Below are 15,054 nucleotides of genomic sequence, written 5' to 3' on the forward strand. Positions count from 1 at the left end.
GGCTCCTACGAGGTCGGGATCAGACCGACCAGCACACCGCTGGCCAGCACTCCGTACGAGGCGAGGGCGACGGACCCGGTGGCCAGCACGGTCACCGCGGGCGGCTGGCGAACCAGTTGGTAGGCAATGAGTCCCGGCACCACGAAGCCCAGCGTCTCGTGCACGTACAGCAGCGGATAATGGTCCTGTATCAGCACGAACACTGTTGTCTGCAAGAGAACCCCGAGTAGCACGACCGCGGCGAACTGCCGTTTGCCGTACAGGATCACGATTTTGCTCAGGCCGACGGTGGCCAGATACGTCAGCGCCGTGGTGAGCACCACGAGTGCGGCCCGACGGTAGTCCTCGACCAGGGTCAGGGCCAGCCAGCCCGGGGTGATCATGCCGCCCGGCGACAGGTTCGTGGTCAGGTAGCACAGCAGGGAGAACAACAACCCGATGGCCAACCCCAGGGTGGCCACCTCCGGCGACAGCTCCTGGCTGATCATAGCCGCTCCAGTGTTTCCAGTTGGGCGAGCAGCACTTCGCCCTGGCCGTGGATGTTGCCGATGGCCGCGAGCGAGGCCTGACCGTCGATGCCGGCGACGAGCGCGTCCAACAGCTCGGGCGCGCTGCGCCGGCCGCCGAGATCGACCACCCGCGGCCGCCACGAGGACGGGATGGCGGTCAGCGCGCTGCGGGTCGGCTCCCCGATCAGCAGCACGCGATCCGGTTGCAGCCGCGGGATCAAAGCGCCCATCTGCCCGTTGCGCTCGATCCGGTCCGGCCGGCAGTTGATCACGATGTGCAGCGGCCGGCCGATCGCGCCGTGGTCGAGCAGGTGCTCGATGTTCATCACGGTCGACTCGGGATCGTTGGCCGCGAACACGTTCGCGAAGTGCAGCCGCTTGCCGCCGGCGGCGTAGCGGTCCACCCGCAGCACGCCGGGATCGGGCGGCGCGGCCCACATGCCCTCCATCGCGGCGGCGCGGTCGATGTCCAGCAGCTCGGCCACTTTCAGCGCGATGGCCACGTTCTCCTTGAACGTGATCCAGTCGAACGCCGCCAGCTCCTGGTCGGTCACGTCCTCGGGATCGACGGCGATCAGCCGGCAGTTCCGCTTGTCCGCCTCTTCCTGGAGGATGGGTAAACGCTCGCGTTCAGCCGTGACACACACGCCGCCGACCGGCATCGACCGACACAGCGACCGGGCCACGTCGTCCAGCGTCGGCCCCATCTCGGCCAGGTGGTCCTCGCGCACGTTGCACAGCACGCCGATGTCCGAGCGGATCAGCTTGGTCTGGTTGATTTCCTGCAACGGCGGCGCGACGGCCATGCACTCCATCACCAGCACGTCCGGGTCGTAGCCGGCGGCCCGCCGCACGATGGCGATCTGCTCGACCACGTTGGCAATGTTGAACTTCCGGTGCACCGGCTCCTCTCGGGCGTCGGGATGGATGAAACGCGCGGCGGTGCCGGTGGTTTTGGCGACCGTCACCAGACCACCGCCCCGAAGCGCACCGGCGCACAGCCGGGTGATCGACGACTTGCCGCGGATCCCGTTGACCAGCACGCGATGCGTGATGCGGGCCAGGTTCTTGTCGTGCCGGCGCTGTTCGACGATGCCGCATACCAGCAGCGCCAGGCAGGACAGCGCGAAAACCGTGTAGAGGAAACGCATCCGTGCTCCTAGACCAGCTGGGGAACCGGGGCGGCGGCAGGGGTCCGCTGTCTGCGCGCGTCGTCGAGGCACTGGCTCAGCGTGCCGATCTCGTTGAGCCGCTCCGGATAGATCACGGTCTTCAGATCCCCTTGCTCCATCAGGTTCGCAGCGGCGGCGAGACGGCGCAGCGGCCGTACGAAGCACAGGTGGTACCAGCCGAGCAGCAGCAGCCCGGCCGCACCGGCGGCCAGCGCGGCGAACAGGGCGTAGCGGCGAACCAGGTTGTCCGGCAAGGGAAGCGTGGTCAGCGGCTGCTGGAGCACGACCGTCCAGCGCAGCGGATCGGTGCTGGGCGAACCCGTCACGGTGGCGGCCGCGACGACGTACCACTGGCCGTCGACCTGATCCGTGCCCGGCCGGCCGACACCGCCCAACGCGTCTGTTACACTTTGTTTCAGGGCCTGATCGGTCAGGGGATCAAAGGCCCGGTAGCCGTCGGCCGAGGCCAAGGTGCGCAGTCCGGAGTCGACGAGTTTGCCGTTTCCCGCGCTGCGCCGCAGGATCGAGGACAGCTTGGTCACGTCGAGCTCGCCGATCAGCACGTGCGTGCGGTCGGGCAGCGGCGTGCTGGCGTAGAGCACGGGGATGCGGCCGGCCGTGTTCTGTTGGTGCAGACCGGATCCGGTCGGTGGTCGCTCCACTGTGCGCAGTGGAGCGCGGCCGGCGTCGACCTGGACGGAGCCGTCCGCGTCGGTGACGTAGACGCTGCGGTAGCGCTTGTTCTGCGCGATCAGGTTGGCCAGCGCCGGTTTCAGCGAGTTGACGTCGCCGGTGGCCCGGGTGGCGAAAGTCCGAAGATCACTCAGGCTGGCCGACAGCTGATCCCGCAGCGCCCCGGCGGTCACCTCGGCCAGGCCGCGCTCGCCCTGCACGACCAGGTCCGGCACGGTCGGCACGGTCTCGCCGGCGACCACGCCGACCACGGCCGAACAGAGCAGGAGCGGCGCCACCGCCAGCAGGACGAACCGGCGCGCGGAAATCCGGCCACGCATGACCGGAAGGATCTCGTCGCGCAGCGCCGCCGACACCACGGCGGCCTCGAAAAGCCGGTACCGGCGGCGACGGTGGCCGCCCAGCGCCTCGGCCCGCAGCCGCCGCAACGGCACCACGAAGCCGAATCCCAGCAGCATCAGGCTGAGCAGCACCGCGGCCGCCAGCACCGCCGTCACCCAGGCGGTTTCCACCGGTGTCTGCACGTCCGCCTGTGCCGGCGCGGAGCCGACGAGGACCAGGTTGAGACCGAGTGGCCGTGCCGGTTCACCCGTCTGAATCGGGGCGTAGACGGCAATCGGCGTCGTCCGCGAGCCATTGACCACCGGCCCCTTGCCGGCGTCGCCGACCATGCTGCCGACCGTCGTCGAGCGCCCGCTGGCCGTGGTCACGAGCTGCTGGTAGCCGGGATCGAACCGGCCGCGGGACTTGACCACCTGGCCGTCGGGCGTGGTCAGCAGCAGGGCCTCGGCCGGGTCCCCCAACAGCGTGTGGGCCGGGATCTTCAGGCCGGTGGTGACCAGGACCAGCCAGTTGGTCCCGGTCAGCGGGGCCGCGGTGAGCACCACCGTGCCGCCGGCCTGGTCGCGCACCAGCGTGACGGTGATCCGGTCGATGTCCTTGTTCGGCAACGACTCCACCGGCACCGGTGCGCCGGTGCCGGCCAGCAGGGTGCCGGTGCCGCGCTGGACGAGGGCCAGGCCGAGGGCTTGCGGGGTGCCCCGGGTGATCGCGGCCAGCGTGCCGGCCGGCGACGGGTCCGGGTGCACGGTGTACAGGGCGCCGGCCGTGCTCAGGTCGCCGGCCACGTCGCTTATCGAATCGGCGGTGGCTCTGGCCAGGTCGTTCACGAGCAGTTCTTGTGATTGGGCCACGGCCGTCGGGCCGCCGCCGCCGCTGGCCGCGGCCGGCAACTGGATCACGCACCAGGCCACCAGCAGGACCAATGCCGCGCCGACAACTGCGAGCGGGGCTCGCAGTCCGCCCGGAAATCCACTCTCCACCGGCTCTGGGCCGGCCGAATTCGCCACCACGCGCGCGCTCCATGTTCAGGGTCCACAGAGGACGGTCAAACGCGGCGGCGGAGGTGCTGCGTTCCACTCGTACTGTCTACTTCATTGCCTATTAGAGTATGATCGGAGTCACAAGGCAAGCACTATTCGCAACGACACAACCGCGAGCGCCACCGCCAGGCAGCCCGAAACCCTCGGAGAATTCTTCTTGTCTGCACGGAATTGGCTGGTCACAGCGTTCGGGCTGGTCTGCGTCGCGGTGCTGGCGGTGATCAACATCCCGGACCGGATCCCCAAGGTCGACCTGGTCGAGCGAGCCTCACAGTTCGCCGCGGCCCTGCAATCGGACGCGCCGTACCGGCCACCTACGGTCCGTGAGGGAGAAACGGCCCTGTCTGGCCTGATTCCCCTGCTCACGGGCGGAAAGGACACTCAGAGTGAGCTGAAAACGCTTACTCCATTGGGTTTCACGCTGACCTCGGGCATCGATTCCACGAGCGGCCGTCGGTTCACCATGGCGGCGACCCAACCCGGCGACGAACAGGGGTGGGGCCTGTTCATCGGCGACTACGGTGCGCGAACGCGCCAGGTCATCGAGGTGCCGCACCCGAATTTCGATCTCAACACGGAAATACTCGGCGTCCAGTTGTACCGGGCGCTGCCCGGATCCGCGGTGCTCATCGCCGGGGCCCACCGGCGGGCGGCCAACGGCACCGCCGATGTCGCGCACAACGCGAACAGCCTGTTCAACCTGGTGGCCACCGAGCTGGCCCGCAAGGGCCTGCCCCAGGTCCAGCTGCACGGCTTCGAGGACAGCAGCCTGCCCGGCACCGACGTGGTCGTGTCCGGCGGCTCCACCCCGCACACGCGTCTGCACGAGCAGATGGCCGACCACGTGGAGGCCGGCGGCATGGCGGTCTGCCGGGCCTGGCAGCAGAGCTGCGGCAACCTGGAGGGCACCACCAACGTGCAGGGACAGGCCGCCGACTCGATGGGCACGGTGTTCGCGCACATCGAGTCGGACGGCTCCGTCCGGATGGACCCTCAGCGGCGCGACCGTCTGGTGGCCGCGCTGGCCGCCGCGATCACTGCTGGCCCATAGCGTCGACCACCTTGGTGGTCAGGGAGGTGCTGCTCAGCTGCGTGCCGGCCTTGATGCCGTGCCAGTCGGCGGTCAGCACCACGCGCGAGCCCAGGTACTGGCCGGTGGTGGTGTCGATGATCAGCTCCTCCAGCTGGGAGTCGTGCACCAGACCGAACGCCTGCCCGTGCCGGCCGTCCAGGTCGACGTCCTGGCCGACGACCTTGAGGTCGGGCAGGTAGGCCAGCGCCTGGAAGACCGCCTTGCGCAGGTCGGTCGGGATCAGGCCGGTGTCCAGCCCGAACTGGATCCGGCGCAGCAGCTCGATGCCTTCGTCGCCCGCGGCCTCGGCCCGCAGCTTCGTGTACAGCTGCTTCGGGTCGCGGGGCAGCGCCGCCAGGTAGGCCGGGGTGGGGTCCTCGAAGTTCGCCGCCTCCTTGTCACCGAAGAACGCTCCGTCACGGGCCTTCCAGTCGCCGAGCACCATCGGGTCCGGGATGGTCGTCGACAGGTCGGCGGCCGAGCCCTTCAGGAACGTCTTGCGGCCCGAGCTGGTCCGCCGGTGCTCCCAGGTCTGGGCCTGGTCGGCCGGCACCCAGGTCTCGTAGACCTCGTCCTGGAGGTAGAGGTACTTGACGTCGTCGCCGGGCCCGTTGCCGGAACCGCCGGAGATCGCGCGGTTGCGCACGTACAGGAACTGGCCCGGCTGGAGCACCACGTCCCCGGTCTTGCTGGCCGCCTGGCTCAGCGCCTCCGCCGCCACCGCGCTGCCGATCCTCGGCTCGGGTCCGTCGCCATGAGGCACGACCGAGGGGCCGACCAGGGCGACCACCATCACGCCGACCACCACTGCGGCCGCCACCAGCCACGCCACGTGCCCGCGCCGACGGCGCTGGAGCGGCACCACAGCGGCTGGGGCAGCCCCGGGCGCGGCCGCAGCTGCCGGCACGACCGGGGCACCCGCCACCGGCACGGCTGCCGGAGTTTCCGGCACTGCCGGAGTGCTCTCCGCGACTACCGGAGCGCTCTCCGCCTGCACGGGAGCCGTCTCCGGGGCGCGGCCCATCCGGGCCAGCAGCTTGGCCCGGCCGGCCGTGAAGGCCTCGTCGGACATCTCGGGCAGTTCCGACACCGCCCGCTTGACCACACCGTCCTCGGCCGGCCGCAGTCCGTCACGCATCGTCCTCACCCTCCTGTCCGTTGATCCGCGCGCGCAGTTTGCCCCTGGCCCGGAACAGCCGGGTCCGGACGGTGGCCACCGGGGTGTCCGTCACCTCGGCCACCTCGGCCGGCGACAGGTCGGCCCAGGCCACCAGCAGCAGCACGTCCCGCTCCTCGGGCCGCAGCCCGGCCAGCGTGTCGGCCAGGTCGCCGACCAGGCTCTCGGCGTCGATGACCGCGGCCGTGCGGTCGTCGAGCCGGTCGGCCACGACCCGGCGGCCGTGGTCGCGGGCCAGCGCCCGCAGCCGGCGGCCCTCGGACCGCACGTGCTGGCGCAGCATGTTCGTGGCGATGCCGTACAGCCAGGCCCGCAGGCTGGCCCGGCTCGGGTCGAAGTCGGCCCGCCGCTCCCAGACCACGAGGAACGCCTCCGACACGAGGTCGTCGGCGACCTGCGGATCCACCCTCATGGCCAGGTACCGGTGCAGCGTCCGGGCATGGTTGTCGTACAGCTCGACCAGCTCGTCGGCGTCGCGCAGCCCCGTCACCTCCGGCCCTCCCGTTCGCGCCAGCGGCGCCGTCTCACTGCTCACCGAACATATTGGCCGGTGGCCGTCCGCGCGTTCCCGTACCGTCGGACGGGTGACGACTTGGCAGGAGTTCTCCGAGGTCGCGCCGAAGATCGCCGCGATCTTCCACCGGCGGCACACCGCCACCGGCAACCTGTGCTTCCTGGCCACGCTGCGTTCCGACGGCGCACCGCGGATCAGCCCGATGGAACCCCGCATCTTCGAGGGACAGCTGTGGCTCGGGGGCATGCCCGGCACCACCAAGTTCCTGGACCTGGCCCGGGATCCCCGGTTCTGCCTGCACACAGCCACAGTGGACACCGACGTGTCCGACGGGGACGCCAAGCTGTGGGGCACCGTGTACGACGTGCAGGACCTCGACCTGCACGCCCGCTATGCCGAGAACCTGTTCCAGGAAACCGGCTTCGACCTGCGCGGGCAGCGGTTCAGCCCGTTCTACGCGGCCGACCTCACCAGCGCCTCGGCGGTCGAGGTCGGCGGCGGGCACATGGACGTGACGATCTGGCGGCCGGGTGAGCCCGAGCGGGTCGTCCGCAAGCACTGACGGCTCCTGACGGCATGCAGGGAAGGACGCCTTCACTGCATCCAGTGCAGTGAAGGCGTCCTTCCCTGCACTCAGAGCGTCAGCTTGAAGCCGAGGTGGCTGGCGGTGAAGCCGAGCTGCTCGTAGAACCGGTGGGCGTCGGTCCTGGTCGTGTCGGTGGTGAGCTGCACGAGAATGCAGCCCCGCTCGCGGGCCTGGTCGACCGCCCACGTGATCAGCTGCGAGCCGAGCCCGGTGCCGCGCTCGGTGGACCGCACCCGCACGCCCTCGATCTGGGCCCGCGTGCCGCCCTTGCGGGACAGACCGGGCATGTACGTCAGCTGCATCGTGCCGACCACCTCGCCGTCCCGGTCAGCCACCGCGAGGAACTGGTTCGGGTCGGCGTCGATGTCCTGGAACGCTTTCCGGTACGGCGTCAGGTCGTCCGGCGATTCCCTGGTCGCGCCGAGTGCGTCGTCGGCCAGCATGGCGACGATCGCCGGCACGTCTTCCTCGGTCGCCCGCCTGATCCTCACGGCGTCAAGGCTAGCCGCACCCTGGTCGCGTCGGCGTCGCGCCCCTGCGCCCGGTAGAGGTCCAGCGCCTCCGCCCACGCCGCCCTGGCCTGGGCGGACTCGCCCAGCGCGGTGTAGGCGTGGCCGAGGCGGTCGAGGGTGTCGGCGACCTGGTAGGTGTGACCGAGCTTGCGGCGGATCTCCAGCGCTTCCCGGTAGTGGTCGACAGCTTTCCCGTGCTGGTCGCTGTGATCGGCGATATAACCCAGACTGTCCAAAGTAGCCGCTTCGCCGAGGTCGTTGTGGTGCTTGCGGAACAGCTCCAGCGCGGCTTCGCAGTGCTCGCGGGCGCTGTCGTACTCGCCGACCTGGGCCGCGCACCAGCCGACCGCGTTGAGCGCCATGGCCTCCCGGCCGGGATTGGCCATTTCCCGATACACGGCAAGGGATTCCTGCGCACGGGCCAGGGCTTCACGGTGCTGGCCGAGCGCCGCGTGGCCGGACGTGAGCGAGCTGAGCGTGACCGCCTCCTGATGGCGATCTCCGTTGCGGCGGGCCAGGTCCAGGGCCACGTCCAGGTGCTCGATGGCTTCGTCCGCGCGGCGCAGGCGAATCAGGGCGTTGCCGAGGTTGCGGCGGGCCACGACCGTCGCATTGGGATCGTCGAGGTGCTCGGTGGCGGCCAACGCGATCTGCCAGATCGACCTCGTGTCCTCCATGTGGGCCTGAAGGTACTGGTACGTCGACAAAGCGCCGGCCAGCTGCCACGCCGTCCGGTACCAGCCGCGGGCGAACGCCTCCTGCTGGGCGGCCAGCAGGCACGGGTCCTCGGCGTCGAACCAGGCCATGGTCGCCCGGTCGCCGTCCAGCGACAGCGGCTGCGCGCCCGGCGCGGGGTCGTCGTGCTCGATCGGTGTGGCGTGCGGGTCGAGCACGTCGTGGCCGCTGATCGCGGTGTGCAGGTAGAAATCGATCACCCGGCGCAGCGCCTGCGGATCGGCCTCGACGTGCTCACGGGCGTACTGGCGGACCAGGTCGTGCATGCGATACCGGCCGGCGGTATCCCGCTCCACCAAGGAAAGCTGCTCCAGGGAGTGCAGGATGGCGCTGGTCTCGCCGCTGGGCAGCCCGGCGAGGGCGGTCGCGGCGGCATGGCTGATGTCAGGGCCGGGGGCGATGCCGAGCAGCCCGAACAGCGTGCGCTCGGCCGGCGCGAGCGCCCGCAGCGACCACGACAGCACCGCCGGCAGGCTGGTCGACGGGTCCTCGTCGTCCAGCGCGGAGATGCCGGACCGCAGGTCACCGGCCAGCTCCTTGAGCGACACGTCCGGATCGGTGTGGGCGCGGCCGGCGACGATGCCCAGGGCCAGCGGGAAACCGCCGCAGCAGGCCAGCAGCTCGGCCACGGCGTCCGGCTCGGCCTGGATGCGTTCCTCGCCGAGCCAGCTGATCAGCAGCCGGCGGGCCTCGTCCTCGGTCAGCACGCCCAGCCGCAGGTGGCCAGCGCCGTAGCGGGTGACCAGGCGGGTCAGCTGCCGGCGGCTCGTGATGACGACGACGCTGGTCGCGGTGCCCGGCAGCAGCGGAACGACCTGGTCCGGATCGGCGGCGTTGTCCAGCACGATCAGCAGCCGCTTGGCCGCGATGGTGCTGCGGAACAGCGCCGACTGCGCGGCCAGGTCGGCCGGGATCTTGCCCGGCTCGACGCCGAGCGCACCGAGGAAGCCGCGCAGCGCGACCGTCGGCGGCACCGGCTCGGCCGTCGGCGAGAAGCCCTGGAGGTCGACGAAAAGCTGGCCGTCGGGGAATTCTGCGACGTGCCGGTGGGCCCATTCCAGGGCCAGCCAGGTCTTGCCGATGCCGCCGGCGCCGGCGATGGCCGAGACGACCATGGTGCCGGTCGTGGCGGTCATGCGGTCCAGCTCGGGGCTGCGACCGGTGAACCACACCGGGGCGGCCGGCAGCTGCCGGGGCACCAGCGTCGAGCCGGGCGAGTCCAGCTCCGGGTCAGCGGTGAGAATGCGTTGGTGCAGACCCCTCAGCGCCGGTCCGGGGTCGGTACCGAGGCGATCGGCCAGCTGTTCGCGGAGTCTGTGGTAGCGCTGCAACGCCTCCGCCGGACGGCCGGCGCGATAGAGGGCCAGCAGCAGTTGGGCGACGACCCGTTCGTCCAGCGGATCGTCGTCGGCCAGGGTGGCGAGTTCGTCGAGAACGTCGGTGTGACGGCCGGCGTTCAGCGCGGCGTCGATGCGATCCAGCTGCACGGCCCGTCGCTCGGCGTTGAGCGCTGTCCGCATGCCGGTTAACCACTCGCTGTCAGTGCCGGTGAACGCCTCGCCGCGCCAGAGGCTGAGGGCCTCGTCGAACAGCGCGAGGGCGTTCAACGTGGCTGCACGGGCCTGTGCAGCCAGACGGCGAAAGCGGTGCAGGTCGATGGTGTTCTCGTCGACCGTGAGCACGTATCCGGCCGGGCGCTTGACGATCGCGACGTCGTCGGGCAGCAGGCCGCGTAGCCGGGACAGGTAGCCGTAGAGCGCGTCACGGCCGCGCTGCGGCTGCTGCTCACCCCAGACCCGGTCCAGCAGCTGATCGGCCGGCACCGGCTGATTGGCTGCTAGCAGTAACACCGCGAGCACGCTACGTTGTCTGGCGTGGCCGAGGTCGAGCGACGTGCCGCCGCTGACCGCCTCGACCGCGCCGAGCACCCGGAACTCCACGTGCACCCAACTATCAGAGGTGGGGCCGGGCATTCAAGGTTTGCCGAAGGTCGGTGTGGCACGGTGGCCTCGGTGCCGTTCCCGGGCTCCTCGGGGGAGGTGGCTCCCGGGAGCGGCACCCGCGAGAATCCCGCTCATCCCGGCCGTTACCGTGAGCGGATGCCCAACGAGGACACCGCGCCCATTCCCGCCCAGACCACCGCGGCGCGGCCCGGCACCCGTGCCGTCGCGTTCCTGGCCGCCGCCGGTGTGCTGTTGATCGTCAGCACCTTCACCAACCTGATCACGCTGCCGTCCAGCACCGGCGAGTCGCTGGCCGCGATCAACGGCTGGGGCCTCGATCTGGGCCTCGGGCACACCATCCAGCAGTACATCGGCGTGGTCGCCCTGATCGCCGGCGCCGCGCTCATCCTCATCGCCGCCGCCTCGCTGCGGCCCGGGTTCGGCTGGACCCGCAACGCCTCGCTGGTCGCCGGCGGTCTCGGCGTCGGCGCCGGGCTCTTCCTGGCCGCCGCCGGCTACAGCACCGGCACCTTCCTGGCCGAGATCGCCGGTGTGTCCGGGCAGGACGTGGCCCCGCTGATCGGTCCCGGCATCTGGCTGGCCCTGCTCGGCTCCGCCTGCGCCCTGGTCGCCATCTCCTCCCCCACCCGCGTCGACACCGTGGCGGCTCCGGTCGTGGCTTCGGAAGACGAGCCCGTCGTGTACCGCGTGGACGAGGAGTCGGAGGAGGAAGAAACCCGCTGAGTGTCTCGTCGGCCGCGGGTGCGGCCGACGAGTTCTTCGGCACCCGTCCGCGCGCCGCCGGCCCATGGGTCGGCCCGGTGCACGCGGTGTCGGCACTGCCCAACTGGACTGCCCGGTTCACGCCGCGTCCGGCCACCGAAGTGACGGTCGGCCGGAAGTCGCGCTGTGCCGGGGTTTCCGCGCGCTTGCGCACGCTGTCGCCACGGCGGCCAACCGGTCACGGAAATGATCACCGTGGCCGCCGCCGGCACCAGGCAGAACCAGCCATCACCACCCTCCCGTGCGGCCGTCGCTCGCCCATCGGCCTGCTTGTCATTTTCTTGCACTGTCTCGTCTGACTCTTGCGGCCATGTGTCGGGATTCGTATAGTCCGCTGCACGTGGTCTCGCACCCTGCCTCGCGGGACCAGGAAGCGAGCAGTCGATGAAGCCTGCCAACCCTGTCTTTGGCATGCCCGTATTGCTGGCCGCGACGCTGATCGCCTCGGGCGCGGCCCTGCTGACCGGGGCCGCGCCGGCCGCCGCGGCCACCTGTCCGACAACCGCGTCCGGCGGCGCGTCCGTGCCGTTCCGCACGGTGGAGGCCGAGTGCTCGGCCACCAACGGCGCCGCCGTCGGGCCCGACTACACCCAGGCCAGCCTGGCCTCCGAGGCGTCCGGCCGGCAGGCCGTGCGCATCGGGCAGGGCCAGTACGTCGAGTTCACGCTGCCGGCGGCGGCCAACTCGATCAACGTCCACTACAGCCTGCCCGACGGCAGCGCCGGCCGGCTCTCCGTGTACGTCAACGGAACCAAGCTGTCCAGCGGGCTTTCCGTCACCTCCCGGTACATGTACATCGACACCGGCTGGATCCCGGGCGCGAAGAACCACCACTTCTTCGACGACTCCCGGCTGCTGCTCGGTCAGAACCTCAACGCCGGGGCCAAGGTCCGGGTACAGGCCGACGGCGGCGACGTCAGCCAGGCCACCATCGACCTGGCCGACTTCGAGCAGGTCGGCGGCGCGGCGACGGCGCCGTCCGGGTCGCTGTCGGTGACCGACTACGGGGCAACGGCCAACGACTCGTCCGACGACTCGCAGGCGTTCCGCAACGCCGTCGCGGCGGCGAAGTCGCAGGGCAAGACCGTGTGGATCCCGTCCGGCCGGTTCGAGATCTCCTCGGCGCTGTCGGTCGACCAGGTGACCATCCGCGGCGCCGGCCCGTGGTACACCACGTTGCACGGCAACAACATCTTCAACAACGGCGGCGCGTCCGGCAACATCAAGCTCTACGACTTCGCCATCTTCGGCGACGTCACCGAACGCAACGACGGCAGCCCGGACAACGGCTTCCACGGCGTACTGGGCAACGGATCCGTGGTGCAGAACCTGTGGATCCAGGACACCAAATGCGGCCTGTGGCTGATGAACGGGGCGTCGAGCAACCTGACCATCAGCAACAACCGGATCATCGACACGATGGCCGACGGCATCAACTTCGACGGTGCGGTGACGAATTCGACGCTGAGCAACAACTACCTGCGCAACAACGGCGACGACGGCCTGGCGCTGTGGTCCAACGGGCAGGCCGACTCCGGCAACTCGCTGACCAACAACACCGTGGTGCAGCCGAATCTGGCCAACGGCATCGCGCTGTACGGCGGCTCGAACAACACGGTCAGCGGCAACCTGGTGCAGGACACCAACGCCCTCGGCGGCGGCATCCTGGTGGCCAACCGGTTCAGCAGCGTGCCGCTCGGCGGCACGATCACCGTGTCCGACAACACCACGCTGCGGGCCGGGGCGCTGGATCCCAACTGGCAGTTCGGGGTCGGCGCGCTGTGGTTCGACGCCCGGGACCAGGCGATCACCGGGGTGACGATCAACGTCACCGGCTTCAAGGCGATCGACAGCCCGTACGAGGCGATCCAGTTCATCGACGGCAACGGCGCCGGCAAGACGATCCAGGGCATCACCGTGAACGGCGCGACCGTGCAGGGCGTCGGCACTTTCGTGGTGCAGTCCCAGACCCAGGGCACGGTGTCGATCAGCAACGTCACCGCCAGCGGGGTCGGCGTCGTCGGCACGTACAACTGCCCGTACCCGACGTCCATCCCGAAGATGACCTTCAACGGCTCCGGCAACAGCGGCTACAGCGGCACCTGGAGCAACTGCTCGACGTGGCCGCCGCCCAACTCCGGTCCGCCAGCGCCGCCGACGTCCGGTACGAACCTGGCGCTGGGCAAGGGAATCTCGGCCAGCGGGTCGCAGGGCGGCTTCCCGCCGGGCAACGCCAACGACGGCAACGCCAGCAGCTACTGGGAGAGCACCAACAACGCCTTCCCGCAGTCGCTGACCGTCGACCTCGGCCAGGCGTACTCGATCAACAAGGTCGTGCTGAAGCTGCCGCCGTCCACGGCGTGGGGCACCCGCACGCAGACGATCACCTTGCAGGGCAGCAATGACGGCAACTCGTGGTCGACGCTCGTCGCCTCACGCGGTTACGTGTTCGATCCGGCGTCCGGCAACACCGCCACGGCGTCGTTCGGCACCACATCGCAGCGGTACGTGCGGCTGACCATCACCGGCAACACCGGCTGGCCGGCAGGGCAGGTGTCCGAGTTCGAGGTGGACATGGCGTGATCTCGTCGGGGCCGCACGGTGTTCCTGTGCGGCCCCGACGGTTTTCAGTTTTCTTCGGTGGGCGGCAGGAAACCGTGGCCGGACAGGTCGAACCAGTTGCCCTCCGGGTCGATCGCCCGGTACTCGGCGAACGGCCGGGTGGTGTGCCGGGCCGCGGGCTTGGGCAGGCCGGCGTCGACCAGGCCGGTCATCGCGCCTTCCACGTCGTCGACGTGGAAACCGAAGTGGTTGAAGCCCGTCGGCACGTCGCCGTCGAGGGCCTGCTGGATGATCGCCAGGTTGATGTAGCCGTCGGTGAGGAACTGGCTGCCGTCGGGGTCGGTGTGGAAGATCCGCATACCGAACTGGTCCCGGTAGAAGTGCGCGAGCTTGACCGCGTCGCGGGCGGTGAAGGCCAGATGGCGCAGCTTGGCGGTGGGCATGGGGTTTGCTCCTACGTTGCCGGGATCATGTTGTGGAAAGCCGTGATCAGCCACTCGCCGTCGCGGCGCCGCACCACCGCCTGGGCGTGCGTGCCGGTGCTGTTTTCTCCACTGTGGACAGTGGACGCCACGTGCACCACCGCCGCGTCGTCGCCGATGAACCGGATCGTGTGCACCTCGGCTGTCAGCTTCGTGTCGCGGTAACGGGTCCGGAACAGGGCACCATGGTTGGCCGCCACCGTCTCCCGGCCGTGCTGCTCCTCGCCGCGGACGTTCACGAAGTCGACGTCCTCGGCGAAGACACTGGCGAACCGTTCGCCGTCCGCGTTGGCCCAGCCTTCGGCCATCCGCTGCCACAGCGCCTTGATCTCGTCGCTCACGCGGCCACCATCCTCACAGTCGTGCGCAGCGGCAACAGGTTGCCGCTCGGGTCCCAGGCCTCGACGTTGTAGCTGGTCAGGCCGTTGACCTGCTCCAGGTAGCAGATGATGTTGACCGGCCAGCCGGCGGCGGCGAACACGTGCTCGTCCATCGGCGTCGGCCGGGACGACAGCGGGCAGGCCTTTTCCGCTTCCTTGTTGGTGATGCGGTGCCAGTCCGGGTGCATGTGGATCGAGCCGAGGATGTCCATTCCCGTCCGGTCCGCCTCCTTGCCGATGCGCAGCAGGTCGGCCGGATCCAGCCAGTAGCCGCGGTCGGTGTTCTCGTAGGCGCTGCCGAACCTCGGCACGATCGTCGTCTCGAACTCCTCGATCGCCGCGCGGTCCGTGGTTCTGGCGTTGGCCCCCACCTCCAGTTCGCGCACGTGGATCGCCGTCGTCGTGTAGTCCCCCAGCAGCACCGCGAAGCAGGGCAGGGGGTGGTCGGGCGTGAGCGTCTCGTACACCGGCAGGGCGATGTCGAGGAAGCGCTCCACGACCCGCGGGCAGACCACCACGGCAGGGGTGTGATGACTGGGCATGCGGATGTTC

General features: G+C 70.0%; 14 protein-coding genes. 4 read left to right on the forward strand and 10 right to left on the reverse strand.

What is annotated here, in order from left to right:
* Nucleotides 1-5: 5 nt before the first annotated feature.
* From M3Q35_RS16780 to M3Q35_RS16790, 3 genes are read right to left on the reverse strand one after another with little or no spacing between them, the layout of a single operon-like run.
* Nucleotides 6-488: a poly-gamma-glutamate biosynthesis protein PgsC/CapC gene (locus M3Q35_RS16780; RefSeq protein ID WP_273942750.1), complete on the reverse strand. Its 483-nt coding sequence runs from the start codon at nt 486-488 to the stop codon at nt 6-8.
* Complete coding sequence (gene pgsB, locus M3Q35_RS16785; protein ID WP_273942752.1) at nt 485-1,660, reverse strand: poly-gamma-glutamate synthase PgsB; 1,176 nt, start codon at nt 1,658-1,660, stop codon at nt 485-487. Before pgsB ends, M3Q35_RS16780 begins: the two co-directional genes overlap by 4 nt.
* Before the next feature lie 8 nt (nt 1,661-1,668).
* The gene (locus M3Q35_RS16790; protein WP_273942753.1) at nt 1,669-3,726 is read right to left on the reverse strand and encodes a HAMP domain-containing protein; all 2,058 of its coding nucleotides are present in this window, start codon (nt 3,724-3,726) and stop codon (nt 1,669-1,671) included.
* 187 nt (nt 3,727-3,913) lie between these two features.
* Between M3Q35_RS16790 and M3Q35_RS16795 the strand changes: the two genes are divergently transcribed.
* Nucleotides 3,914-4,807: a hypothetical protein gene (locus M3Q35_RS16795; protein WP_273942754.1), complete on the forward strand. Its 894-nt coding sequence runs from the start codon at nt 3,914-3,916 to the stop codon at nt 4,805-4,807.
* Here M3Q35_RS16795 and M3Q35_RS16800 read toward each other — a convergent pair.
* Both M3Q35_RS16800 and M3Q35_RS16805 read right to left on the reverse strand, forming a co-directional pair.
* On the reverse strand, nt 4,791-5,966 hold the full coding sequence (locus M3Q35_RS16800) for a CU044_5270 family protein (RefSeq protein WP_273942756.1): 1,176 nt from the start codon (nt 5,964-5,966) through the stop codon (nt 4,791-4,793). The two genes, M3Q35_RS16795 and M3Q35_RS16800, sit on opposite strands and share 17 nt — an antisense overlap.
* Complete coding sequence (locus M3Q35_RS16805; protein WP_273942757.1) at nt 5,959-6,540, reverse strand: RNA polymerase sigma factor; 582 nt, start codon at nt 6,538-6,540, stop codon at nt 5,959-5,961. The genes M3Q35_RS16800 and M3Q35_RS16805 overlap by 8 nt, the downstream gene beginning before the upstream one ends.
* Before the next feature lie 49 nt (nt 6,541-6,589).
* Between M3Q35_RS16805 and M3Q35_RS16810 the strand changes: the two genes are divergently transcribed.
* A complete protein-coding gene (locus M3Q35_RS16810) occupies nt 6,590-7,081 on the forward strand; it encodes a pyridoxamine 5'-phosphate oxidase family protein (protein ID WP_273942758.1) in 492 nt (163 codons plus the stop codon).
* A gap of 71 nt (nt 7,082-7,152) precedes the next feature.
* On the opposite strand, the gene M3Q35_RS16815 is transcribed toward M3Q35_RS16810, so the two are convergent.
* Nucleotides 7,153-7,596, reverse strand: a complete 444-nt coding sequence (locus M3Q35_RS16815) for a GNAT family N-acetyltransferase (protein WP_273942759.1) — start codon at nt 7,594-7,596, stop codon at nt 7,153-7,155.
* Nucleotides 7,593-10,298 carry an AfsR/SARP family transcriptional regulator gene (locus M3Q35_RS16820; RefSeq protein WP_273942760.1) on the reverse strand — a complete coding sequence of 902 codons (2,706 nt, stop codon included), beginning with the start codon at nt 10,296-10,298 and terminating at the stop codon, nt 7,593-7,595. Before M3Q35_RS16820 ends, M3Q35_RS16815 begins: the two co-directional genes overlap by 4 nt.
* A 153-nt stretch (nt 10,299-10,451) precedes the next feature.
* Here M3Q35_RS16820 and M3Q35_RS16825 point away from each other — a divergent pair, with 153 nt between their 5' ends.
* Nucleotides 10,452-11,039, forward strand: coding sequence for a hypothetical protein (locus M3Q35_RS16825; RefSeq protein WP_273942761.1), 588 nt, complete (start codon nt 10,452-10,454; stop codon nt 11,037-11,039).
* Nucleotides 11,040-11,489: 450 nt separating this feature from the next.
* Nucleotides 11,490-13,661 carry a galactose-binding domain-containing protein gene (locus M3Q35_RS16830; protein WP_273942762.1) on the forward strand — a complete coding sequence of 724 codons (2,172 nt, stop codon included), beginning with the start codon at nt 11,490-11,492 and terminating at the stop codon, nt 13,659-13,661.
* A 44-nt stretch (nt 13,662-13,705) separates the two neighbouring features.
* Here the strand turns inward: M3Q35_RS16830 and M3Q35_RS16835 are convergent, their stop codons facing one another.
* From M3Q35_RS16835 to M3Q35_RS16845, 3 genes are read right to left on the reverse strand one after another with little or no spacing between them, the layout of a single operon-like run.
* On the reverse strand, nt 13,706-14,083 hold the full coding sequence (locus M3Q35_RS16835) for a VOC family protein (protein ID WP_273942763.1): 378 nt from the start codon (nt 14,081-14,083) through the stop codon (nt 13,706-13,708).
* Nucleotides 14,084-14,094: 11 nt separating this feature from the next.
* Entirely contained in the window at nt 14,095-14,463 is a 369-nt protein-coding gene (locus M3Q35_RS16840; RefSeq protein ID WP_273942764.1) for an SgcJ/EcaC family oxidoreductase, read from the reverse strand.
* Nucleotides 14,460-15,044, reverse strand: a complete 585-nt coding sequence (locus M3Q35_RS16845) for an MPN domain-containing protein (RefSeq protein WP_273942765.1) — start codon at nt 15,042-15,044, stop codon at nt 14,460-14,462. Before M3Q35_RS16845 ends, M3Q35_RS16840 begins: the two co-directional genes overlap by 4 nt.
* Nucleotides 15,045-15,054: the final 10 nt, after the last annotated feature.

It is taken from the genome of Kutzneria chonburiensis, assembly GCF_028622115.1.
Classification (GTDB): Bacteria; Actinomycetota; Actinomycetes; order Mycobacteriales; family Pseudonocardiaceae; genus Kutzneria; species Kutzneria chonburiensis.